Raw genomic sequence first — 23336 nt, forward strand, 5'->3', positions numbered from 1 at the left:
ACGAAAGTCCCTCTCCCTGAAGTCGTCATCCCGGCCAGAGAGCCGGGACCTAGGTGATCGTAGGAATGAATTTGTCTTCCCTGGGTCCCTGCGTGCGCAGGGATGACGGTTATGCGAGGGCGGGGAATGCGGGCGTTGGAAGAAGTGCTGATGCCGCTGGATGTTTTCCGAATTCAAGGCTGCATACACTCAGCTCTTGATACTCAGGACCGCATCACCCAAACAAACTCATCCGCCGCATCACCCCGTCTCGTTTGATCAGCCAGTGCCGGAGCGCGCCGGCAATATGCAGGCCGAGCAGCAGCATGACGGCCATAGCTGTCAACCCGTGCAGGGTGAAGAGTATCTCCGACAGGGCCTTGTCCTTGCCGATCAGGCCGGGAAGTGTCCAGTTGAAGAATTCGACGGGAAAGCCGCCGGCCGCTGTGGCGAGCCAGCCGAAGACCGGCAGCGCGATCAGCGCAAGATAGAGCAGGTGCTGCACGGCTGTTGAGAGAATCCGCTCCTGCGGTGTCAGGCTTTCCAGCTTCGGCGGAGCGCCGAGACGCAAACGCAGGACGACGCGGAGAAGCATCAGACCCAGTACGAGAACGCCGGCGGTCTTGTGATATTTATAGAGTGCATTTGTGACCGCCCCGCCGAAGGTGTCCTGCAATCCGCTGAAACCGAAGGCGAAGAAGAGGATGCCGGCGGCAAGTGCCAGCGCGACCAGGCCGGCGATCCCCCAATGGAGCACTCTCTGGGGGAGGGAGTAGCGATCTTCCTGCATGAGGCGCTCCTTGCTGGGTCGAGGCGTACCGCAATCAAAACGGGCGCGGCGCTCGTCGTCCTGGCTGTCTTCACTGGTCCTGATCTCATAGGTGATGCCCTTGAAAATCAAGGAAATTGAAGGCGGGCGGCATTCAAAAAGCCGCCATCCCCGTTGTAGCCACGGACTTGAGAACGCCTCTTCCATCCTCGGCGCACTGCTCTAAGCTTGTTGGCAGCGTGACGCGCCGCGTCTGCCGCACGCGTACGAGCCCGAAGAGAAGGAGCAATTCCCATGTGTGGTTTCGTCTGTCTCTGGAATGCCGGAGACGAATCCCTCGCCAACCGAATGATCGCCAAGATCGCGCACCGGGGGCCGGACGCCGTCGAGGTGGCGCGCCTGCCCGGGACGCAAACCGTGATGGCGCATTGCCGGCTATCGATCATCGGACCTGAGGACGGACGGCAGCCGATCCACCAGACGGACGATCTGCTGGTGGCGAACGGTGAGATCTACAATCATCAGGACCTGCGCGCGATCCTTGGCGAGAGCGCCTTCCTGACGGCGAGCGACAGCGAGACCATCCTGCATCTTTTCCGCTCCGGCGAGGCGCGCTGGATCAGCCGGCTGGACGGCATGTTCGCCTTCGTGCTGGCAACCCGTGACCGGATCATCGCGGCGCGCGATCCGCTCGGCATCAAGCCGCTCTATGTCGCCCGTCTGGGTGACGGCTATGCCTTTGCGTCCGAGCTGAAGGCCTTCGATGGCGTCGAAGTCGAGAATATCGAGGCGATCCCGCCGGGCACGCTCTATGACAGCCAGGATGGCTGGCGGCAATGGTACCGCACGCCGCAGGGCGCGGCGGAGGCGGAGCCGGATCTCGATGTCGGCCGGACAGCGCGGGAGCTTCGGCTGGTGCTGGAGGAAGCGGTCGCCAAATGGATGGTCGCGGATGTCGAGGTCGGCTCCTTCCTCTCCGGCGGGTTGGACAGCTCGATTATCGCCGCCATCGGCCAGAAGGTTCGGCGCGATGCCGGCAAGGGACCGTTGAAGACCTTCTCCGTCGGCACGGCGGGCTCGCCCGATCTGCTGGCGGCCCGAGCCGTCGCGGATCATATAGGCTCCGATCACCGGGAATATGTTTTCACGGCCGAGGATGTGGCGGAAGCCTTGCCGCACGTGATCTATCATCTGGAAAGCGCTGACGTGGATCTGGTGCGTAGCGCCATTCCGACCCTGTTCGCCGCCCGGCTGGCCCGGCGCGACGTGAAAGCGGTGCTGACCGGCGAGGGGGCTGACGAGTTGTTTGCCGGCTATACCTATCACCATGCCTATGTCGACCAACCCCGGGCGCTGGCGGACGAGCTGACGCGGACGCTCGGTACGATGCATAATATCAATCTGCAGCGGGTCGACCGGGCAACCATGGCCGAAAGCCTCGAGGCCCGTACGCCGTTTCTCGACCGGGATCTGATCGATTTCGCACAATCCATCCCGGCGGCCCTGAAGCTTTGCCGGACCGACCCGGCTGCTCTTGAGTCGACCGGTGCCACCACGGAGAAATGGATCCTGCGCAAGAGTTGCGACGATCTGCTGCCGGCGGATCTTGTCTGGCGCAAGAAGGCGCAGTTCGACGAAGGCTCAGGCACGGTCGCTGCCCTCGATGGAGCGCTGCGCGGCTTGATCGGCAAGAAGGGCGCCGTCACCCGGGCGGAGGAGGGATTGCTTTACGAGAAGATCCTGCGCGGCCAGTTCGAGAACCCGGACCGGATCATCGAGAACGCCGGAACCTGGTCGGCAGACCGGGTTGCCGTATGATTTCTGCCGGACCGACATTCAGATGCCCTGGCCTGATCGCCGCGATCGGTCTGTTCCTGTTCATGGCCGCGTCGATCCAGCAGCCCCCCTCCTCTGAGCCTTCTGAAGACGCGAGCGAAATCGCGATTTCCCGCTTGCGGGAGGCTCTGACATTTCTCGCGCTGCCTCCGCGCGAGAAGATTCCACACCGGGAGGAAAACCCGGTTCCGACATGGCTGCCTGAGCGCGGATGGCGTGGCCTCTATGCGGATTATGGGATCACGCCGGCGTTTCTTGAGACCGTTACCGGAGAGGCGGTGTTCCTAACCGGCCCGCATGGCGCGGCAATGGACTTCAAGAGCACGCGGGACTTTGGCCGTTACAACCCAGACTTCCTGCGCCGCCTGATCGCGCTTGCCGAAACGTTGAGCGGCAACAGCACGGCCCGGGCGCTGGCTCGGGATTTCTATGCTGCGCGCCTCACGGACATGGCCGCAGCCTATGGTGAAGCCAAGGCCATCGTCGATGCGCCGGAGAATGCGCAGACGATCCGCGAGGTGATCGCCGAATACGAATACCGGATAGAGGCGGGCACGCTTGAGCCGGGCGGGTTCGGCAATTTTCCCTATGATGTGCAGTTTGAGCTGCTGCACACCGCCGGTGAAACGGATGCCGATTTTTATGAGTTGGTCACCGCTATCGGTTTCTGGATCCGCCGCCGCATGGACGGCAGCGAGCCGTTGTTCCATGAGCTGATGCAGAAATCCTTCGAGATCGTTTCCGTGGATTGATGCGGACTGTTACCGCTCAGGTCGCGTAGTTCGAGCCTTCCTCGTCGAGGATCGCCTTCAGCTCGTCGAGATGCTGCTGTGCCTGTCCCGGATAATCATCCAGCTCCTGCGCGGTTTTCTCGGCGATCTCGTCCGGGATCACCCGCAGTTCCATGCCGGTCTGCAGGGCACGGATATAGGTCTCCGCCGCGCGCTCGAAATAATACAGCCGGTTGAAGGTATCCCCGACGCTGTCGCCGATCACCAGAATACCGTGATTGCCCATCACCATGACCTTGACCTTCGGGTCGGTCAGCATGCTGGCGCAGCGCTCGCCCTCTTCCTCGAAAGCCAGCCCGCCATACTCGTTGTCGATCACCATGCGGTTGTAGAAGGTGGCGCAATTCTGGTCGATCGGCGGCAGGCGGCTGTCCTTCAGGCTGGCCAGCACGGTGGCGTGGATCGAGTGCACATGCATGACGCAGCGGGCGTGCGGACAGTGCCGATGGACCGAGCCGTGCAGGCCCCATGCGGTCGGGTCCGGTGCGCCGGGACGGCTCAGCACGTCGGGATCGTTCGCATCCAGCTCCAGCAGGTCCGAGGCCTTGATGCGGGAGAAATGCATCTGGTTCGGGTTCATCAAGAACTGCGTGCCGTCGTCGTTTGTCGCCAGAGAGAAATGGTTCGCCACCGCCTCGTGCATGTCGAGCCGCGCGGTCCAGCGGAAAGCGGCGGCAAGATCCACGCGCTCCGGCCAGTAGCCGAGATTGCTTTTCGGGGTGAGGGCGACGGGCGAGGACATGGCGGGCTCCGCAAGGTGTGGTCTTGTTCTGGGCGCAGAGTGCCGCGCCGTTGGTGTCTTCGCTACTGCAAAAAATGAGGATGCTGCGATTAACGTTTCTTATCGAGCTTCCAAAATCGTCATCCCGTTGAAAAACGGGACCCAGGGGAAGGCGAGCGCAACCTTATGATCATCTAGGTCCCGGCTCTCCGGCCGGGATGACGATTAAGGTAAGGGGGGCGAAGAAATGAAAGGGAAAGGCTAATCAAACTCGCCGCCGAGGCCAGCCAGCCACTCCAGCAGGCTACGGGTCGCCTCATCCTCGGCGCGGTCGAAGGCGGTGACGGCATAGAAAGCGCTCGGTGGGGTGAGAGGTGCTTCGGCTGCAGCCACCAGACGGCCCTCGCTGACATGGCCGCCGGTAATGGTGCGCCAGCCAAGCGCCACACCGCGCCCTGCAAGCGCCGCCTGGGTGGCTTGCACATAGTTCGAAAAGCGAAGCTGCACCGGGTGGGTAGGGCGACCGAGACCAAGGGCGGCGAGATAGTCCGTCCAGCCGAGCCAGCGCGGGTCCTTCACATCGACATGGATCAGCGGTGCCGTGTGCAAACTCTCCGGTGTCAGTGCGAGCCGCTTGGCCAGATCCGTTGTGCAGACAGGCTCAATCCGTTCCTCCAGCAGCGGGGTGACTATGCCGTCGGACCAGTTGCCGTCGCCGAACCGGATGGCGATATCGACATCGCCCGCGATCGTTGGCGCGCCGCTTTCCGAGGTGATGACATTCACCTGCACGTCCGGATGGTCGCAATAGAAGCTCTCCAGATGCGGCATCAGCCACAGCGTGGCGACACCGACGGAGCAGGTCACCGTGACGCTGGAGCCGCGTTGCGCCAGATGGCGGCGGATCTCGTCGACGGCGCCGGAAATCCGGCCAAGCCCGTCTTCCGTCGCCCTTAGCAGGATTTCGCCTTCGGCCGTCAGCGAGGCCGGGCGGGTGTTCCGGTCGATCAGGCGGGCGCCGATATGATCCTCAAGCTGCCGCAACGACTGGCTGACGGCAGGTTGGGAGACGTTGAGCGCGGCGGCGGCGGCCCGGAGGTTGTCCGTCCGGCAGACAGTCTCGAACACGCCGAAGAGGCGGAGCGGCGGCAGGTGACGTGTCATTTAATAAGCTCACCTTATCGAATAATCCGATTTTTCAGGCTTTTCACGACCTGAATGTGAGTTCAAGTTTTTCATTGAAAACATACAGTTACTTGGCGAATTCAGGCCATGAACTGGCTCGATTGCGACATGGGTGATGCATTTTCTCTTATGGCGCGGTTTCAGCGCGGATGAGGAGCATTTGACATGCAGGCGAGAAAAGAAGGCGGTGTCACCTTGCGCGACGCGGGACTCGATGTGGCGTTCCCGGATGGAAGTTCGGCCTATTTCAATTACTTCTGGCTGCGGGATAATTGTCAGACGTCTTTCGATGCGATTACCCGGGAGCGTAGCTTCGACATTTTCGCCGAGGAAAGCGCGCCGGAGCCGGAAGCGGCAGTGCTGGTGGAGGATGCGCTGGAACTGGTTTGGCGCTGCGGCCATTGCAGCCGGTATCCGCTCGATTTCCTCACCTCCTATGCGGCCGGTGCGCCACGGCCCGATCCGGCCGATCTGCCACGCCGGGCCTGGCTTGGCGATCATTATCCGGACGTGCCCCGGTACGCCCAGCCAGCCCTTGTGGCCGATCCGGCGCTCCGGAAAGCCTGGTTCGAGACGATCCTGACCGAAGGCGTGGCGCTGATCACGGACATGCCGGACACACCGGACGCTCTGGAAGTAACGGCCGCGCTGGCAGGCTATGTCAGGCCAAGTTTCTTCGGGAACTCGTTCGAGGTGATGACCCACATCAACCCGACGAATACCGCATTCACGGCGAGCGCGCTGGAGCTGCACACGGATCTTCCGTCGGAGGAATTCGCGCCGGGCATCCAGTACCTGCATTGCGTTGCGAACTCGGTGGAAGGCGGCAACAGCATCTTCGTCGATGCGGTCGCGGTCGCGAATGATTTCCGGGAGCAATATCCGGAGGATTTCAAGCTGCTGGCGGAGACCGAGATTCCTTATTTTTGCGAGCATGATGCCTTCGACATGCGGGCTCGCCAGCGCGTGATTGAACTCGACACGCATGGTGAGGTTTCAGGTGTCACCATCAGCCAGCACATGGCGGATATCTTCGATCTGCCGCAGGATTTTCTCGACTTCTATTACCCGGCCTTCCACCGCTTCGGGCGGATGTTGCAGGACGAGAAATACGTCATGCGGTTCCGGCTCAATGCCGGCGAGTGCATCTGCTTCGACAATCATCGCGTGGTGCATGGCCGGGAGGCCTACACGGCAACCAGTGGAGACCGTCACCTGCGCGGCTGCTACACCGACCGGGGCGAGTTGCGCAGCGCCTATCGCGTCCTCTCCGGGGCGGGACGGTTCGCGTAGGGGGAGCTATTGGCTCTCTCAATTCGTTGTCATCCCGTCGAAAGACGGGACTCAGAGGAAGGCGAGCGCAGTCTTATGATCATCTAGGTCCCGGCTCTCCGGCCGGGATGACGATGTAAGGTGTGAGCAGGGTGCTGGCTTCCGGGACGCTCCGGCGGTATGAAACGGCCCGACCGGTACGATTTTACACGGAGCCGCCCGATGACCTCGCATTCCGAAGAGCGTTTTTCCAGCCTGACCCAGCTCGGCGGCGCGACCGAACTGCCTGAAAGTCCGGAGAAGGCCGTACTGGAGAAGGTTCCGAACTCCATGGCGGATGTGAATTATCTCGTCCGCTTCACGGCGCCGGAATTCACCTCGCTCTGCCCGATGACTGGCCAGCCGGATTTCGCTCATCTGATGATCGACTATGTCCCGGACCAGTGGCTGGTCGAAAGCAAGTCGCTGAAGCTGTTTCTCGGCTCGTTCCGCAATCACGGCGCGTTTCACGAGGATTGCACGGTGGGCATCGCCCGGCGCCTGATCGGCGAGCTGGAGCCGCGCTGGCTTAGGATCGGTGGCTACTGGTACCCGCGCGGCGGCATCCCGATCGATGTGTTTTTCCAGTCCGGCCCGGTACCTGACGGTGTCTGGCTGCCGGACCAGGGCGTGCCGCCCTATCGCGGCCGGGGCTAGAACGCACCTTCACCTAACCGATCCGTCATCCCTGCGCAGGCAGGGATGACGAGAATTATAGCGGTGATCGACCCGCTCAGAGCGAGACCGGTTTCACGTTCTCCTGCAGCCAGGCGGCGAAACCGGTCATTTCCTGATCCCGGTGGGCCTGACCGACCAGTTGTACCCCGACGGGCATTCCGTTCACCGCCATCAGCGGCAGGGTCATGCAGGGCACGCCCAGCGCCGATGTTGCCGCGTTGAAGGCCGGCAGGCCGGTCTGGTGTGTGATGCCCGGCTCACCGACCGAACCGGAGCCGTCGAACGGAGGCGCGATGCCGACGGAGGACAGGGTGATGCAGCCGTCCGCAAAGGGGGCGAGAGCGCGAAACCGGGCCCGCATCCGCTCCCGGTTGTCGAGTGCGGCGCGGTAATCGTCCAAAGTCATGTCTTCGGCCAGGGCGAGGCGCTGTTTCAGGCTCTCGCTCATCAGGCTTTCGTCCTTCTCCGCGAGATTTCGCAAGGTCCAGCGCAGCTCCCAGCAGCAGATATCGCGCGCCAGCTTCAGGCTGTCGGCGATGGCCGCTTCGCAGGCATCGATGGTCGGGCTGTCGGCGCGGGTCAGAATCTTCACATCCTGTCGCCGGAGCTGATCCAGCACTTTCTCGAACGCTGCGCGGGTTGTGCCGTCCAGCATCTCCCAGCCTTCGGTTTGCAACAGGACGAGATGGCTCGGCTTGCGGGCCTCCGCGGGCGCTTCCTCGCCGTAGAGACCGGGATAACCCGCGTCACCGCCGGCCTGCGCGGCGATCTGATAGGCAACGGCCCACATGTCCTTGAGCGATCCGGCATGCACGCCGACATGGCTCTGGCTGAGGCCACCCGCCCGTTCGCCCCGGTTCAGCGCGCCAAGGGTCGGCTTGATGGCGATGTTGCCGCAGAAGCTGGCGGGCCGGATGACCGAGCCGACGACCTGGGAGCCGATGGTTGCGGGCACCATGCCGGCACCGATTGCAGCCGCCGAGCCGCTGGAGGAGCCGCCGGGTGTGCGGTTCGTGTCGAACGGGTTCCGGGTCGGGCCCGGGTGGGAGAAGCCGAGTTCGGTGGTGACGGTCTTGCCAAGAACGATGCCGCCCGCAAGACGCAGGCCATAAACCAGGGCGCTGTCTGAATCGGTCCGGTTTCCCTTGAACAGCGGACTGCCCATTTCCGTCGGCATGTCCTTCGTCATGAAGAGATCCTTGATGCCGATGGGCATGCCGTCGATGGGGGAAAGGGCGCGCCCGGCCTTGTAACGCTCTGTGGCCGCATCTGCGGCGGCGCGGGCGCCGTCACGGTTGATCGTTACCCAGGCCTGGACCTCCGGCTCCCGCGCCTCGATCACTTCGAGGCAGCGCTCCAGATAGGCCCTCGGACTGTCGCTTCCGTCCTGGAAGCCGGGCACCGCGTCGTGGAAGGTAGGCAGGCTGACGTTCGCCGGATCGTAGTTGCCGCTTGTCGTCGTCTGCTGGTGCTTTGCAACACTCATGCTTATGTTTCCCCCTGTCGTTTTTGTTGGGTCTTTTGTTCAGTCTGTCGTGTCTATGGACCTCTTCACCACTTTGATCGTACTTGGCGCCGCTGCGCTGGTGTTCGCCTATGCCTACTGGCAGGACAAACGCGAACGGGAGCCGGGTCAGGTTAGCCTGATCCCCTATACGATGATCCAGATTTTGGCTGTCGTCACCTGCCTCGTGCTGCTGGCGCACCTGGTGACGTTGATTTCAGGCGCGCCGTTCCGGGGAAGATTGGGCGGCTGATCCTGGAAAGTGGCGTTGGCGAAGGGGCTTGCGTGGCACTCTCTATCGACGCATCCATTTGACCGGCGGGACTGCTTTTGGTGGCAATCCGTCTTACGCGGTACCCGCCGTTACAGCGAGGGACGCAGTTGCCGCGCCGGCGTCGTGGGCGGGAAGGCATGCGATTACCTCCTCGATTGTATCGAGAGCGATGTGTAAAGCGTCGGTGGGGATGGTCAAAGCCGGCAGGAGTTTGAGCACCTGATCGCCTGCACCACAGGTTTCGGCCATGACGTTACGGGCGAACAGATCCCGCGATACGGCCTCCGCCGTTCCGGGGCCACGCAGGACCAGACCACGCATGAAACCACGCCCGCGAATTTCCTCAATATGACCCGGGAATCGCTCCGCCATTGCCTGCAACCGCGCATCGAGGATCTCGATCTTGCCGGAAACCTCATTCCGGAACCGGTCGTCTTCCCAATATTGCAAGGCGGCGGAGGCGGAGACAAAGGCCAGGTTGTTGCCGCGAAAAGTTCCGTTGTGCTCACCGACCTGCCAGATATCGAATTCGGGTTCGATCAGAAGCAGAGCCATCGGCAATCCGATGCCGCTGATCGATTTGGAAAGGCAGATCAGATCCGGGCGCACGTCAAAACTTTCAAAGCTGAAGAACGTGCCGGTGCGCCCGCACCCAGCCTGAATATCGTCGACGATCAGCAGCGCGCCGCAGCGATCTGCAATGGTTCTCACTCGGCGGAGCCAGGCGCAAGATGCTGCTCGCAAGCCGCCTTCGCCCTGAATGGTTTCAACCAGGATACAGGCGGGAGCGTCGATGCCGCTGCTGGGATCGTCCAGAGAGCGTTCCAGGAATTCGAGGCCGTCCCCTGATACATAGCCGTCATAGGGTACGCGCACCACGTTGGACATGAGGTGCGCGGACGCGGCCCTGCTGTTGCGGTTGGATGTTGCCGACAAGGCCCCGAGGGTCATGCCGTGAAAGCCGCCGGTAAAGGCGACGACTGTCGATCGCCCGGTGACTTTCCGGGCCAGCTTGAGCGCGGCTTCCACGGCATTTGTGCCGGTCGGGCCGGTGAACATCACGCGATGCCGGAACCCGCTCCTGTCGAGGACGATGCGTTTGAAACGGCGCAGGAAATCGTCCTTTGCGCCGGTATGCAGATCCATTGCCTGAACGATGCCGTCATCGCGCAGATAGTCCATCACCGCATTCTTCATGATCGGATTGTTGTGCCCATAATTCAGGGCGCCGCATCCCATCAGCAAATCAACTACCCGGCGGCCATCCTCCGTGATCAGTTCGTGACCGACGGCCTTGGTGAAGATGGCGGGAAAGCCCCGGCAGTAGCTGCGGACCTGGGATTCAGCGACTTCAAAAATATCGTTCATCGACCTTCCTCCTCAGGGATTTTCCGATGTGACGGCAGTTTTTCCTTTCGGTTTCACGGCGCGGAAATCCTGACCGATACAGAAGAACTCACCGCTCCCGGTCATTTCGAGACGTGGCACCTGCATGCTCAATTCGAAGTCCCGTGCCAAGAGTTTCGGCAGCCATTGGTCGCCTTTTGTCGACCATGGCCCGTAGTGAAATTCTCCGAGGATCCATTCCGCATCCGAAAGCACGGCCTGGGCTGATTGCAGGCCGAATTCCCCTCCTTCTATGTCGAGCTTGAGACCGTAGCTGCTGGCGTCGCCAACGAGCTCGGTCAACCCGATGGCATCGACCTCTGCGGTCGGTGCGTTCGTTAGAGTGATCACGGTGGAATTCATCATGCTTGTGGCGTCCGGTCCGTCCACCAGGCTGGCTATGGTGGCGGTTCCGGACTCGGCCGCGAGAACTTTGCCGATTGTCCGATGGCGGATTTGCGGGGCGTTGAGGCCAAGCGTCTCCTTCAAAGCCCGGAGGTTGGCCGGATTTGGCTCTATCGCGACGATGTCCGCGTCCGGATAGCAACTGTTCAGATAGATCGAGGAGAGGCCGACAAACGCGCCGATATCGAAGATCGTGTCGACCGGCTCGGGCTCGTGCGCGTAGTTCAGGCGCAGGAAAACCTCGAAGAGGTTGGCATAGGCCATCCAGTCGGGTGGCATATCGATCTGGTAGAGGCGTCCGTTAAGCGTGATGACGAGGCGCTGGGCGTGGAGCCTGAAATCACCTGATTGGCGCGCGGCGGCATCGGCAACGGCAATCAGCCAATCCCGTGTCTCGGCGTTGGCGGCGAGGGCTGGGATTTGATTGGCCGCCTCGCTCAGCCCGCGCATCAGCGCGTCCTGATCCTGCTGGACGATCATGCGCGCTTCCCGTAGTTGCCGCGCATCCAGCCGGCCGATCTGCTGGAGGATGTTGTCGTCGCTATCCCCCATTTCGGAGCGCTGGCCGAACTGGACCAGTGACGCGGAGAGATCGCCTGCCGACATGCAGGCGGCGATCCGCCGGAACATGTCGTGGAAGCGCTTTGCCGGATGGGCCGGGTCCGCGCGGCAGAGGGTGCAGTCGCAGACCGCGCTCATCGGCTGGCGCTCTTCTTGCCGGCTTCCTGGGCGAAACCGGCAAGATCGGAAGCCATTGCGGCAAACAGCTCCCGCCAGCTCCCGCCTTTCGGCTGCCGGTAGACAGTCGCTGACGGGAACCACGGCGTGCGGTCGCCCTCAAGGCCCCAGCGCCAATCCGGCATGGAAGGTGTCGCGACCCAGACCGGCACGCCCATCGCACCCGCGAGGTTCGCGACGACGGTGTCGATCGTAATCACCAGATCGAGACCCGCGATCGCGGCCGCCGTATTCGCGAAACCCTTGATCCGGTCGCTCAGGTCCTCGACGGCCATTCCCTCCGGCGGCGGCATCAGTTGGGCGGTGGGCGCACCGAATTGCAGGCTGAAGAGACGCACGCCCGGAACGCTGGCGAGGGGCGCCATTTCGGCCAGCGAGGTGCTGCGGGATCCGGCTTCCCAATGGGTGGCGGTCGTGGCCCAGACGAGGCCGACTTTCAGCCCGTCACCCGATAGCTCCAGCGGCGCGGCGGCGTGAAGATAGGGGCCGTCCCATATCCTGCCACGCGCGATGCCGAAATGTGCCGCCAGCTCCGCCGTCTGTACATGGAAGTCGCAATCCGTGACCTCGGTCTCCAGGGGAAGCACGCGGGCGACACCGGAGAGGGATCGGAACAGATCCACGAGACCGGGACGGCATTGCAAGGTGATCTCGGCGCCGTGGGTCTCGGCCAGCATGGGCAGGAAGCGGGCATAAAGAACATCGTCGCCAAGGCCGCCGCCCCAGGCGACGATCCGGCGTCCTTCCAGCGGTTCACCCTGCCAGCGGGGGACTGGGTAGAGGGGCGGGCCGAAGGCGTTGGCCTTGCAGCAATCGAGCAGCAATTGGCCGCCCTTTTTGGCATCGCCCGCCAACAGGTGCAGGCGGATGAGAAGGGCTGCAGAAGCTTCACCGTGATTTTCCAGCGCCTCTAGCCGTGCGATGGCATCGCCATAGTCGCCTCGGCGGGCGGCGATGACCGCGCCGAGCTGCTGGATCGGCTTGAAGCCTGCCTGATAGGCCGCATCTGCATGAAGGGCGGCGGCGTCCAGATTGCCGTCCTCGAATGCTGCATAGGCAAGTGCCGCGTCGCGATCTTTCATTTCGGTGTCCCCCGTTCCCGTGATTTTATCAGTGCAGATGCGGGCGGAGCGTGCGCTCCACGGTTTTCAGCAATGCGTCCGACTGGCTCTGCAAAAAGAAGTGATCGCCGGGGAACATCTCGATCTTCACCGGCGCGCTGGTCGTCTCCTGCCAGGCTTCCAGTCCGGCCTGATCGACTTCTTCGTCTCGATCGCCCCCGAGCACCTTTATGGGGCAGTTCAATCTGGTCTGCGGCGCACGCCGGTAGGTCTCGCTCATTTCGAAATCGCTCCGCAGCAGCGGTAGGATCATCGACAGCAGCTCGGGTTCCGCCAGCACTGAGGCGGGTGTGCCGTTGAGGCTGCGTAGCCGCTCGCAGAAATCGGTGTCGGACAGGTGATAGCTCTCGGGCCGCGATAGCGGCAGGTGCGGCGCCCTCTGGCCGGAGACGATCAGTTGCACCGGAGCGCGATGTTCCTCGGTCAGGGCGCGGGCCAGCTCGAAGGAGAGGAAGGCGCCCATGGAGTGACCGAAAAACGCGACATCCCGATCGAGGTAAGGATGGAGCCGTTCCATAAGGACCGGGAGTAAATCCTCTACCTGCCGGAACGGCGTCTCGGCGATCCGGTCCTCGCGCCCCGGAAGCTGAATGGCGCAGACCTCGATGCGGTCCGGTAGCGTGCGCCCCCAGTTCTTGAAGATGGAGGCGCCGCCGCCCGCATAGGGCAGGCAGAACAGTCGGAGCGACGCCGCTGGGTTCGGTTTTGAGCAGCGGATCCAGGGATCGGTTTTTGCCGTCGCGTTCATTGTAGTCTCCGGTCTTTCTCGAATGTCGGGGCGGTGTCGGATGCCCGCAGGATCTTCTCGAGAAGCGCTGCATTGGCGCTGTAATGCGGTTCAAGCAGCATGTCGCCATGATCGCCATGGCCGTCATGCCGGTGAAAGGCGCCGCGGGTCACCTCCGCCCATGCCGGTTTGCTGGCGATGAGATTTCCCGCTTCGTCGCGATGCTCGTCCTCGCCTGTGGGGCTGCTGATCAGGTGAATATCGGCGTCGATTGGCGCCTCCTCGGTTATCGAGGAAAGGAAGGCGTAATAGCGCCGGACGCGGCGCTGGATCTTGTCCCTGAGCATGCTGCTGGAGACGATGTCGGCCACGCCATCCGCCTCCAGAACGCTCCGGGTCAGCCGGTCCGCTTCTGCCTCAGGGAAATCGAAACAGTTGAGGAAACGTGAAGTATCCAGCATCACAATGGCGCTGACAGGGCGACCGCGCCGTTCCAGTTCACACGCCACGTGAAAGGCGAGATTCCCGCCGCCGGAATAGCCGAACAGCAGATGCGGGCCCTGCGGGTCGCGCTGCGCGATCAGGTCCGCATAATCGGCGATCCGGGTTTCCGCCTCGATGAAGTTGAAGGCGTGGAGGGCGAACCCCGGCAGGTCTCCTCCCAGACGGCCATAGCTGAGAGCGTCTGTGGTGCCTGGGGGCAAGGCGAAGACCGGACGTCCTCCCGGCTCCGGGCTCAGCCGGACGCATGGCTGATCGATGGAGGCATTGCCGAACCTGGCCGCGTCCAGCACGGCCCCTGCCAACTGGCGTACCGTGGGATGGGTAAAGATGGAGGTCAGCGGCAAGGTGACGCCGAACTGTTTTTCCATCACCGAGACCATCTTCGCGGCCATCAGGCTGTGCCCGCCCAGTTCGAAGAAGTCATCGTGTGCGCCGACGGGTGCGAGGCCGAGCAACTCCTCCCAGAGTGTCGCAAGCGCGCCTTCGGTTTCGCCCGATGGCGGCTCAAACGGGGCATCGTCCGTGGCCGGGCGCAGGTTTGGTGGCGGCAGGGCGCCACGGTCGATCTTGCCGTTTGGATTGAGGGGAAGTTTGTCGACCCGGATCAGGTGGGTGGGCACCATGAAGTCCGGCAAAGTCGCGCGGAGATGCGTGCGCAAGGCGTGCTCGTCGATCTCGTCCGCCCCATCCTCCGCAACGTAATGCGCGATCAGCATGCGACGGTCTTCTTTGGCTGCCGCTTTGCCGGTATTCCAGGCTTGTGCAATCGCTCCCGTGACCTCGGGAAATTGAAGGATGGCGGTCTCGACCTCGCCGGGCTCGATCCGGAAGCCCCGGATCTTGAGCTGGTCGTCAAGCCGGCCGAGAAAATCGATGGAGCCGTCGCTGCGCCAACAGGCCAGATCGCCGGTGCGGTAAAGCCGTTCGCCATGACTTTTGACAGGAGCGAAGGGGTTGGCGACAAAGCGTTCGGCGGTCAGGGCGGGATCGTTCCAGTAGCCAAGGGCGAGGCCGTCGCCCCCGACATAGAGCTCTCCGGCCACGCCGGGCGGCAGATGTCGCATCTCGCCGTCCAGGATATAGGCCGTCGAATTGGCAATCGGCGATCCGATGGGGATGGTGCCGCGATAGTCGCCGGGGGAGATCTGGAAGCAGCAGGAAAAGGTCGTGTTCTCGGTCGGGCCGTAGCCGTTGATGAGGCGGCAGTCTGGAAGCGCCTTCAGGGCCTTCAGGACATGCGGAACGGAGAGCGCCTCGCCTCCGACCAGAAGCTGGCGGAGCGGTTTCAAGCTCTGTGGGTATTCGTCGATCATCACGTTGAACAGCCCGCCGGTGAGCCAGAGCGTCGTGATGCCCTCGCGCGCGATTACGCCGCCGAGATCGGCGAGGCTTTGCTTTCCGGGGGGAGCCAGGGCCAGCCTGGCACCGTTCAGCAGCGGCCCCCAGATCTCGAAGGTTGCGGCGTCGAATGAGATCGGCGCGTATTGCAGGAAGACCTGACCGACGTCGAAGTTCGCGTAATCCGCGCTGTGGACCAGCCGGATTATCCCGCGCTGCGGCACGGCAACCGCTTTCGGGCGGCCGGTCGAGCCGGAGGTGTACATGACATAGGCGAGCCTTCCTCCGGCTCCGTCACGAGTTGTCGCCGGCAGCGGGTCATCCGGCGCGCGGGCGATCCCGGGCCCGTTCCTGTCCAACAGGATCTGGCGGGCACCACTATCCGGCAGGTTTCCGGAACAGTCCGTGCGTGTGACGAGGGCCGACGCGCCTGAATGTTCCAGCATGAAGCGGAGCCGGTCCGCCGGATAGGTGGGGTCGAGAGGCAGATAGGCAGCGCCGGCCTTCAGGATTCCCAGCAACGTGACAATCAGCTCCGGGGAGCGTTCGAGGCAAACCGCGACAAGTGCGCCGTCGGAGAGCCCGACAGTGTCTTTCAGATAATGCGCCAGACGGTTCGACCGCAGGTCCAGCGCGCCATAGGTCAGGGTCTGCCCACCCGCGCTGACGGCGACTGCATCCGGCCGGGCGGCTGACTGTTCCGCGAACAGGTCGGCGACAGTACTGTCGCGTGGATAGTCCCGTGCCGTCTGGTTGAACCCGTCGATCAGGGCGGTGATGTCATCCGTGTCGCCGGTCTGCCCGGTGAGGCTGAAGCTCGAAAGTTTCATGTCCGTCCTCTCATGCCGCGTCGGCCGCGACGGCTTCGGCGAACCGGTTCAGGGAGTTCAGGTAACGTTCGGCGGCCTCCGCCGTGAACAGATCAGCGTCATATTCGAGGGTCAGCTCGAGCCGGGACTGGTGCTCGGCGACCAGCAGCATCAGGTCGACCTTGGCGAACGGGAACGCGAGTTCGAGTTGTCTTGCCTCCGCCCCGTTCGGTGCGTCGTCCGTACTGCCGCCGCCGATATTGACGTCGGAGGTGTTCTGGTAGGCATAGATGACATTGACCGGGTCCCGGCCCGGACCTGTCTTCCGGCTGCTGAGCATCAGGTCATAGGGGTAATCCTGATGGTCCAGGGCGGCGGTGCTGGTTCGCGTTACCCGATCTAGCAATGTGTCGAAATCCGTATCGGCGGAGACCTGCGTGCGCAGCGGCAGCAGGTTCACGAACGCGCCGAGGAGTGGCTCCAGCTCCGGCCGTCCGCGATTGGCGACCGCCATACCAACGCAGATGTCCTCCTGTCGCGTGAGCTGGAACAGGAACAGCTTGAAAAGGGCGAGGAGGGTGTTGGCAGGCGTGGTGCCCCGCGCGCGGGAGAGGGCGCGCAATGCCTTGGTGCATTCCTCCGAGAGTTCGAGGCCGACCCGCTCCCCCCTTCGTTCGTCGCCGGCGTTTGGCGCGATATCGCGGGGCAGGCGCAGCGGACCGTCGAGACCGTCGAGCTGTGCCATCCAATAGCGGGCATCGTCGGTCAGGTCGCGCGCGTCCTGCAGAACAGCATAGTCACGGTACTGGATCTCAAGAGGAGGGAGTGCGCTCCGTCCGCCCGAAAAGGCAGCGTCGTAAAGCGTCAGGAGTTCGCGATAGAAGATCTGCATCGACCATCCGTCTCCGATGATGTGGTGCATCACGAGCACGAACGCTGTGGGGCCGCCGTCCCGGGTGATCAGGGTGACGCGGAACAGCGGCGCCTGATCCAGGGCGAAGCGCGTCCGGTTCTGCACCGCGACGATCGCGCGGGTTTGCGCGTCGGCATCTTCTGCATCTCCCAGATCAACGGACGTGAGCGGCACGTCGATGGTTTCCAGAACCTTTTGGCGCGGCTCGCCTTCGATCTCGATGAAGACGGTGCGGAGAATTTCGTGTCGGGCGATCAACTGTTCCAGCGCGCTGCGCAGGGCATCCGCATCGATCTGCTGCTTCAGCTCAAAGGCTGCGGGCATGTTGTAACGGGCATCCCCGGCGAGCCGGTCCTCAAGCCAGAATCTCTTCTGTGCATGGGAGAGCGGATAGCTTTCCTGCGCCGGCGTTGGCCGGATCGGCTCGTAAGCCGCCGCGCCCTCGAGGCCGATATGCGGTGCCAGCGCGCCGATGGTCGGGTTCTTCAGCAGCAGTCCGACGGGCAGCCGGCGGCCAAAGACCTGATTGATGCGGGAGACGACCTGCAGGGCTTTCAGGCTGTGTCCGCCGAGCGCGAAGAAATCGTCCTCAGTGCCGATGTTCCCCACGCCCAGCACGTCCCGCCAGATCTCGACGAGGCTCTGTTCGACCGCGTTTGCCGGTGCGGTGGACCCGGGATCAATAGCGGCGCGGACTTCGGGTTTCGGCAAGGCTGCGTGATCGGTTTTGCCGTTGCGCGTCAGCGGGATGCGTTCGATCGGAACGAAAATCCCGGGAACCATATAGAAAGGCAGGCGCGATGCCGCCCAGTCACTGACCCCCTGTATGGCCTCGCTGTCAGCCACCAGATAGGCGACGAGCCGGCCTTCTTCCTGCTGCGCGACGACAGCAACCTGCCGGACGGCCTCATGCTGACTCAGCGTTGCCTCGATCTCGCCGATCTCGATGCGGTAGCCGCGCAGTTTGACCTGTTTGTCCATCCGTCCGAGATATTCGAGGCTGCCATCCGTGCGTCGCCGGGCGAGATCGCCACTGCGGTAGAGCCGCTCGGCACTCCCCCCAACAGTTCGCTCCACAAAGCGTTCTGCTGTCAGCTCGGGGCGGTTGAGATAGCCGCGCGCCAGCCCGGCCCCGCCGACATGGATCTCGCCAGCGACGCCGACTGGTACTGGCTCACCGCGCGGGTCCAGCAGATGCAGATCGAGATCCCGGAGCGGATTGCCGATCAGGCTCGCCGTGCTGCTGCAATCCGCTTCGGTCAGTGGGCACCAGGTGACATGCACCGTGGTTTCGGTGATCCCGTACATATTGACGAGCCGGGGTTCCTGGTCGCCATAGAGCGTGAACCAGGGCTTCAGGCCCGGCAGGTCCAGGGCTTCGCCGCCGAAAATCACGAGCCGAAGCGATAGCGTCCTCCCGCGCTCAACAGCCTCCGGAATGAGATGTCGGAAGGCCGAGGGCGTCTGGTTCAGAACCGTAACGCTTTCATGCTCCAGCAGAGTGTGAAAGGCGGCGGGGTTACGCCGCACCTCGTCCGGGACCACGATCAGGTGCCCGCCATGCAGCAGGGCTCCCCAGATTTCCCAGACCGAGAAATCGAAGGCGACGGAATGGAACATGGTCCAGACATCGTCGGCCGAGAAATGGCAGTCGGGCTGGGTCGCATCGAACAGGCGCAGCACGTTCGCGTGGCTGACCATGACGCCTTTGGGCTGGCCGGTAGAGCCTGACGTATAGATCACGTAAGCCATATCATCCGGTTGCGCCGGTGTTCTGGCGCAGAGCGGAGAGGTGTCATCAACCTCAGCCGGATCGTCCAGATAAAGGCGGGGTCCTTCCCATGCGGAATGGTCTTCCGCGAGCGCCCGTTCCGTGACCAGGGCGATTGCGCCGGCATCTTTCAGCATGAACGCAACGCGCGCGGCCGGTGTCGCCGGGTCTATCGGCAGATAGGCGGCGCCCGATTTCACGATCCCGAGCAGGCCGGTAATGAGATCGTTGGATCGCTCCGCAAGCAGGCCGACCAGCCGGTCCGGCCCTGCACCCAGAGCGGAGATGCGCCGGGCTATATCGTCGGCCCGCGCATCGAGTTCTGCATAGGTCAGCGTCTCGCCCGCACAGGTGACGGCTGGGCGGGCGGCGTATTGTGCGACCTGCGCGGCGAAACGCTCGGTCAGCGCGTCGGTGACGGGCAGGTGGCAGCGGGCGTGTCCCGTCTCCCAGAGGGCTTCGCGCTCCGCGTCGCTGACGATGCCGATCCTGTCGAGCGGCTGATCAGCATCCGCTTCGATCAGGCCGTGCAGCGCGGTGCTCAGAAAGGCGAAAATCCGGTCTATATCGTCTGCTGCGAACTGCGTTTCGTCATAGCCGACACGCAGGCGAATCTCGTCGCCATGCGCCGCCGCGATCAGGGTGAGCGGATAATTGGTATGGTCGATGGCGCGTCCGTCGGAGAAGTGCGCTCCCCCACCTTCGTCCATGCTTTCGCCCGCGGGCAAATCGGGATCGAGCGGGTAGTTCTCGAAGACGAGCAGGCTGTTGAAAAGAGCGGTGCCGGGCGGCAACGCGCTGTCCTGCTGGATATCGGCGAGCGGCACGAAGCCGAACCGGCTGTTATCCTGATGCTGCGCCTGCAGCGCGTCCAGCCAGACACCGACAGGGCAATCCTCGGTCGAAACGCGCATCGGGACCGTATTGATGAACAGGCCGACCATGTCCTCGATCCCGGCGAGATCGATATCGCGGCCGGAAAGTGTGACGCCGAAAACACTATCGCGCTCACCGCTGGTCCGGCTCAGCACCAGTGCCCAGCCAGCATTGAAGAGAGTGTTCAGAGTCAGGTGGCGCTGGCGTGCGGTTTCGATCAAGGCCTGACCGAGTGCGGGCTCGAAGGTGAAGATCTTCTCATTCGGCTGCGCAGTGTTTTCTCCGTCCGGCGCTGTCGTGCGCGCGCCCGGCAGCGGGGTGGGGGCGTCGATATCCGCAACAGCCTGTTGCCAGTGGGCGCGGGCCGCCGCGTGATCCTGCTTCTGCAGCCAGGCGATGTAATGCTCATAGGGCGCGGCCGCCGGAAGGTCCGTTGAGCGTGACCCGTAGAGCAGCATCAGATCCCTGAAGAGGATCGGCAGGCTCCAGCCATCCAGCAGCAAGTGGTGGAAACCCAGCACGAACTGCCACACATCCTCCTCCAACCGGACGAGCAGGCAGCGCAGCAGAGGCGGTCGCGTCAGATCGAAACCGGCGCCGCGCTCTTCGGCGAGAAGCTGTTCCAGCGCCTCGGCCTGCTTGTCTTTTTCAAGGTCTCGCCAATCCAAATCCCGCCATGGGAGCGTGGCGTCGCGGCGCACATACTGCAGAGGTTCCGCGTCCTCCAGCCAGAGCGCGCTTCGCAGGATCGGATGGCGCTCCACCAGCGCGTGCCAAGCCGCGCGGAAGGCGTCCGGGCGGAACGGATTGGTGATTTTCCAAGTCAGTTGCTCGAAATAGACAGACCCGCCCGGCTCGTCGGCGAGACTGTGGAAGGCCATGCCCTGTTGCATAGGACTTAGCGGATAGAGAGCCGCCACGCCGCGCCCTTGCTGTGCCGCGAGCCGGTCGAGCCGATCCTGCGTGACGGGAGCGAGGGGGAAGTCGCTCGGCGTGTACCCGCAGACCGTCCCATCGCGGCATAGGTCAACAAGGGCGTGCAAGGCAGTCTCGAAGCTCTTGACCAGAGTCTCCATCGTCTCGGGCCGGTACTGCTGGTTGCTGTAGCTCAGCGACACAGTCAGGGCGCCGTCCGATACCAGTCCGTTGATATCGACCGTGTGCGGCCGTGTTCCGTCGAGGCACTGGCTCTCGCCAGCGCCTTCTTCGGCCACGGAAAAGAACCCGGCGCTCGCGTCAGCCTCGAACTGGCCGAGATAGTTGAAAGCGATCTCGGCTTCTGGGAAGTCGTGCGGCTGGCTTCCTGTCAGATAGCGCTCGATGCCATAGGCCAGTCCCTCGCCAGGGATGGCGCGGAATTGCTCCTTCACCGCCTTCAGACAGGCCGCGAGATCGGTCCGGTCCGGCAGGTCCAGACGCACTGGGTAAATCGCAGTGAACCAGCCGACCGTCTCGCTCAGATCCGGCGCGCCCGGCCGCTCCGGACGCCCATGGCTCTCGAGCGCGATGGGCCAGTCGCTGCGTCCGGTCCAGTCGGCCAGTGCCAGCGCCAGGGCCGTCAGCAGCAGATCGTTGATCCTTGTGCCAAAGGCGCACGGCACCTGCTCTAGCAGCGCGGTTGTAGTCTCCGGGTCGAATGCGACCCGCACATGTTCGGTGCTGTCCCAACGCGCCATGCCCGCCGGATCGTCCTTCGGCAATGGAGGAGCCGCCTGCCAACCACGCCAGTAAGCGGCTTCTTCGGCGATTTCCGGTGTTCCGGAGAGGCTTTGAAGATAATGCGCCCAGTCAGGGAAAGAGGCTGGGGCCGGCTCCAGGAATATGTCGGCGCCCTGCCGGATCTGGGTGAAGGCATGATCGAGATCGCCCAGCAGAATGCGCCAGGATACGCCGTCGACCGCGAGGTGATGGATGCACCAGAGCAGGCGCTGGCCCGATGTCATATTGAACAGGACCAGCCGCATGACCGGGCCGCTTTCCAGGTCGAGGCTGCGTTGCCAGTGGCTCGCGCGCGCGGCCAGGGCATCGGCCTGCGCCTCGATCAGCAGATCGCGGAGATCCTCTTCGTGGACAGGCAGGTCTCCGGGGATCTCTGTCGGCTCCTGTTGCCAGCCATCGGAGCCGTGCCGGAAACGGAGACGCAGTGCGGCGTGCCGCGCGATGATCGCGCGGGCGGCGGCTTGCAGTTCTTCTGTCGAGATCTTCTCGTTCGGGCGCAGCAGCAGTGCCTGATTGAAATGCGACAGGTCGGCCAGATCCCAGCAGAAGAACCAGGATTGAACCGGAGTTAGAGGGGCCGGCCCGATCGGGTTCTTCGTTGCAGCTTCCTCGGACAGCACGATCGATGCCGCGTGAGGGGCAAGGGCGGCGATTGTCTGATGCTTGAAAATATCCCGCACCGCCAGCCGCAGCCCGGCGCTCCGCGCCTGCGCGACGATCTGGATGCTGAGGATCGAATCCCCGCCGAGCTCGAAGAAATTGTCATTCCGCCCGATCCGCTCGCGTCCGAGCACGCCGCCCCAGATTGTGGCAAGGGCTATTTCCCGATCAGTGCGGGGCGCTTCGTAAGTTTGTGCTGCGGGCGCCATGTCCGGCACAGGCAGTGCCTTGCGGTCGAGCTTGCCGGTTACCGTCAGCGGCAGGGCATCGAGCACCATCACTTCCGACGGCACCATGTAGCTCGGGAGAGCGGTCTGCAACTCCCGCCTGAGCGTCGCACCGTCGAGGCTTGTACCTGTTGCATAGGCGACGATGCGTCGATGCTCTCTTTCGCCGGCGAGGGTGGCGACGGCCTCCTCGACGTCCGGCCGGGCCCGCAGGGCTGCCTCGATCTCTCCGAGCTCGATGCGGAAGCCGCGGAGTTTGATCTGATGGTCTGTGCGTCCGAGATAGTCGATGGCGCCGCCGTTCGTGCCATCGGCATTCCAGCGACAGAGGTCGCCGGTACGGTAGAGGCGGCCGAGGATTGGATGGTCAATGAAGCGCTCTTCTGTCAGCTCCGGCTGAGCCAGATAGCCGTCCGCGAGGCCGTCACCACCGAGATGCAGCTCGCCCGCGATCCCGGCAGGCACAGGATTGCCTTCCGGATCGAGAATGTGTGCCGTGGTGTTGGCCAGCGGCCCTCCGATGGGCACGCTTGCGGCGTCTTCGGCAACGGCGTGCACCTCGTGCCATGTTGCGTACGTGGTGCACTCGGTCGGGCCATAGACATGCAGCAGGCGGTTGGGTGGCCCTGCCTTGAGCACGGCGCGCACCCAACGTGGATCGACGGCCTCTCCACCAAACAGCAACGTGTCGAGAGAGGAGAAGAGCGCGGCATCGATCTGCGCCAGACGATTGAACAGTGCCGTGGTCAGGAAGAGGATGCTGAAGCGCTTCTGCCGCAGCAGCCCTGCGAAGCGGTCCGGATCGAGTATGTCGTCGCGTTCGAGCAGCTCGATGGCGGCCCCGTTGAGGAGCGCCCCCCAGATCTCAAAGGTTGCAGCATCGAAGACGGGTGTCGCGGCCTGCGCGATGCGATCACCGGGCTTGATGTCGATATAGTCGGTGTTGCGGACGAGGCGTGTGACGGCGCGCTGGGGCACCATGACGCCCTTGGGGCGTCCTGTTGAGCCTGAGGTGTACATGACATAGGCGAGGCTGGCGCCGTCGCTCTGCGGCGCTGGAACATCCGCATCGCAGACGTCGATCTCCGCCGCGT

Annotated in this window: 15 protein-coding genes; 5 read left to right on the forward strand and 10 right to left on the reverse strand. The window is 63.4% G+C overall.

All coding sequences use genetic code 11. From position 1 onward, the window contains the following. Positions 1-214: 214 nt before the first annotated feature. Complete coding sequence (locus IG629_RS20600; RefSeq protein ID WP_193173793.1) at positions 215-769, reverse strand: cytochrome b; 555 nt, start codon at positions 767-769, stop codon at positions 215-217. Between the two features lie 273 nt (positions 770-1042). Here IG629_RS20600 and asnB point away from each other — a divergent pair, with 273 nt between their 5' ends. Both asnB and IG629_RS20610 read left to right on the forward strand, forming a co-directional pair. Then, positions 1043-2566, forward strand: a complete 1524-nt coding sequence (asnB, locus tag IG629_RS20605; RefSeq protein ID WP_193173794.1) for an asparagine synthase (glutamine-hydrolyzing) — start codon at positions 1043-1045, stop codon at positions 2564-2566. Then, entirely contained in the window at positions 2563-3336 is a 774-nt protein-coding gene (locus IG629_RS20610) for a hypothetical protein (protein ID WP_193173795.1), read from the forward strand. The genes asnB and IG629_RS20610 overlap by 4 nt, the downstream gene beginning before the upstream one ends. 16 nt (positions 3337-3352) lie before the next feature. On the opposite strand, the gene IG629_RS20615 is transcribed toward IG629_RS20610, so the two are convergent. Together IG629_RS20615 and IG629_RS20620 are read right to left on the reverse strand one after the other, a co-directional pair. Further along, positions 3353-4117, reverse strand: coding sequence for a class II aldolase and adducin N-terminal domain-containing protein (locus IG629_RS20615; protein ID WP_193173796.1), 765 nt, complete (start codon positions 4115-4117; stop codon positions 3353-3355). Between the two features lie 240 nt (positions 4118-4357). Continuing rightward, positions 4358-5260 (reverse strand): LysR substrate-binding domain-containing protein, encoded by a 903-nt coding sequence (locus IG629_RS20620; RefSeq protein ID WP_193173797.1) that lies wholly within the window; start codon positions 5258-5260, stop codon positions 4358-4360. A gap of 186 nt (positions 5261-5446) precedes the next feature. Between IG629_RS20620 and IG629_RS20625 the strand changes: the two genes are divergently transcribed. Next, complete coding sequence (locus IG629_RS20625) at positions 5447-6574, forward strand: TauD/TfdA family dioxygenase (protein WP_193173798.1); 1128 nt, start codon at positions 5447-5449, stop codon at positions 6572-6574. Positions 6575-6775: 201 nt separating this feature from the next. Further along, complete coding sequence (gene queF / locus IG629_RS20630) at positions 6776-7249, forward strand: preQ(1) synthase (protein WP_193173799.1); 474 nt, start codon at positions 6776-6778, stop codon at positions 7247-7249. A 76-nt stretch (positions 7250-7325) separates the two neighbouring features. Here queF and IG629_RS20635 read toward each other — a convergent pair whose 3' ends face one another. Continuing rightward, on the reverse strand, positions 7326-8756 hold the full coding sequence (locus IG629_RS20635) for an amidase (RefSeq protein WP_193173800.1): 1431 nt from the start codon (positions 8754-8756) through the stop codon (positions 7326-7328). A 49-nt stretch (positions 8757-8805) separates the two neighbouring features. Here IG629_RS20635 and IG629_RS20640 point away from each other — a divergent pair, with 49 nt between their 5' ends. Beyond that, on the forward strand, positions 8806-9027 hold the full coding sequence (locus IG629_RS20640) for a hypothetical protein (RefSeq protein ID WP_193173801.1): 222 nt from the start codon (positions 8806-8808) through the stop codon (positions 9025-9027). Positions 9028-9120: 93 nt separating this feature from the next. On the opposite strand, the gene ectB is transcribed toward IG629_RS20640, so the two are convergent. Genes ectB through IG629_RS20670 form a run of 6 tightly spaced genes read right to left on the reverse strand, consistent with a single transcriptional unit; the run spans position 9121 to position 23325 of the window. Continuing rightward, positions 9121-10416, reverse strand: coding sequence for a diaminobutyrate--2-oxoglutarate transaminase (gene ectB, locus IG629_RS20645; RefSeq protein ID WP_193173802.1), 1296 nt, complete (start codon positions 10414-10416; stop codon positions 9121-9123). A gap of 12 nt (positions 10417-10428) precedes the next feature. Continuing rightward, positions 10429-11538, reverse strand: a complete 1110-nt coding sequence (locus IG629_RS20650) for an FkbM family methyltransferase (RefSeq protein WP_193173803.1) — start codon at positions 11536-11538, stop codon at positions 10429-10431. Next, on the reverse strand, positions 11535-12659 hold the full coding sequence (locus IG629_RS20655) for a glycosyltransferase family protein (protein ID WP_193173804.1): 1125 nt from the start codon (positions 12657-12659) through the stop codon (positions 11535-11537). The genes IG629_RS20650 and IG629_RS20655 overlap by 4 nt, the downstream gene beginning before the upstream one ends. Before the next feature lie 28 nt (positions 12660-12687). Continuing rightward, positions 12688-13446: a thioesterase II family protein gene (locus IG629_RS20660; protein ID WP_193173805.1), complete on the reverse strand. Its 759-nt coding sequence runs from the start codon at positions 13444-13446 to the stop codon at positions 12688-12690. Next, on the reverse strand, positions 13443-16097 hold the full coding sequence (locus tag IG629_RS20665; RefSeq protein ID WP_193173806.1) for a non-ribosomal peptide synthetase: 2655 nt from the start codon (positions 16095-16097) through the stop codon (positions 13443-13445). Before IG629_RS20665 ends, IG629_RS20660 begins: the two co-directional genes overlap by 4 nt. Before the next feature lie 10 nt (positions 16098-16107). Continuing rightward, on the reverse strand, positions 16108-23325 hold the full coding sequence (locus tag IG629_RS20670; protein ID WP_319025143.1) for a non-ribosomal peptide synthetase: 7218 nt from the start codon (positions 23323-23325) through the stop codon (positions 16108-16110). Positions 23326-23336 lie beyond the last annotated feature (11 nt).

It is taken from the genome of Nisaea nitritireducens, from assembly GCF_014904795.1.
GTDB lineage: Bacteria > Pseudomonadota > Alphaproteobacteria > Thalassobaculales > Thalassobaculaceae > Nisaea > Nisaea nitritireducens.

Coding starts and splice junctions, on each gene's coding strand:
- IG629_RS20600 (WP_193173793.1), bottom strand. CDS start 769: ATGCAGGAAGATCGCTACTCCCTCCCCCAGAGAGTGCTCCATTGGGGG.
- asnB (WP_193173794.1), top strand. CDS start 1,043: ATGTGTGGTTTCGTCTGTCTCTGGAATGCCGGAGACGAATCCCTCGCC.
- IG629_RS20610 (WP_193173795.1), top strand. CDS start 2,563: ATGATTTCTGCCGGACCGACATTCAGATGCCCTGGCCTGATCGCCGCG.
- IG629_RS20615 (WP_193173796.1), bottom strand. CDS start 4,117: ATGTCCTCGCCCGTCGCCCTCACCCCGAAAAGCAATCTCGGCTACTGG.
- IG629_RS20620 (WP_193173797.1), bottom strand. CDS start 5,260: ATGACACGTCACCTGCCGCCGCTCCGCCTCTTCGGCGTGTTCGAGACT.
- IG629_RS20625 (WP_193173798.1), top strand. CDS start 5,447: ATGCAGGCGAGAAAAGAAGGCGGTGTCACCTTGCGCGACGCGGGACTC.
- queF (WP_193173799.1), top strand. CDS start 6,776: ATGACCTCGCATTCCGAAGAGCGTTTTTCCAGCCTGACCCAGCTCGGC.
- IG629_RS20635 (WP_193173800.1), bottom strand. CDS start 8,756: ATGAGTGTTGCAAAGCACCAGCAGACGACGACAAGCGGCAACTACGAT.
- ectB (WP_193173802.1), bottom strand. CDS start 10,416: ATGAACGATATTTTTGAAGTCGCTGAATCCCAGGTCCGCAGCTACTGC.
- IG629_RS20650 (WP_193173803.1), bottom strand. CDS start 11,538: ATGAGCGCGGTCTGCGACTGCACCCTCTGCCGCGCGGACCCGGCCCAT.
- IG629_RS20655 (WP_193173804.1), bottom strand. CDS start 12,659: ATGAAAGATCGCGACGCGGCACTTGCCTATGCAGCATTCGAGGACGGC.
- IG629_RS20660 (WP_193173805.1), bottom strand. CDS start 13,446: ATGAACGCGACGGCAAAAACCGATCCCTGGATCCGCTGCTCAAAACCG.
- IG629_RS20665 (WP_193173806.1), bottom strand. CDS start 16,097: ATGAAACTTTCGAGCTTCAGCCTCACCGGGCAGACCGGCGACACGGAT.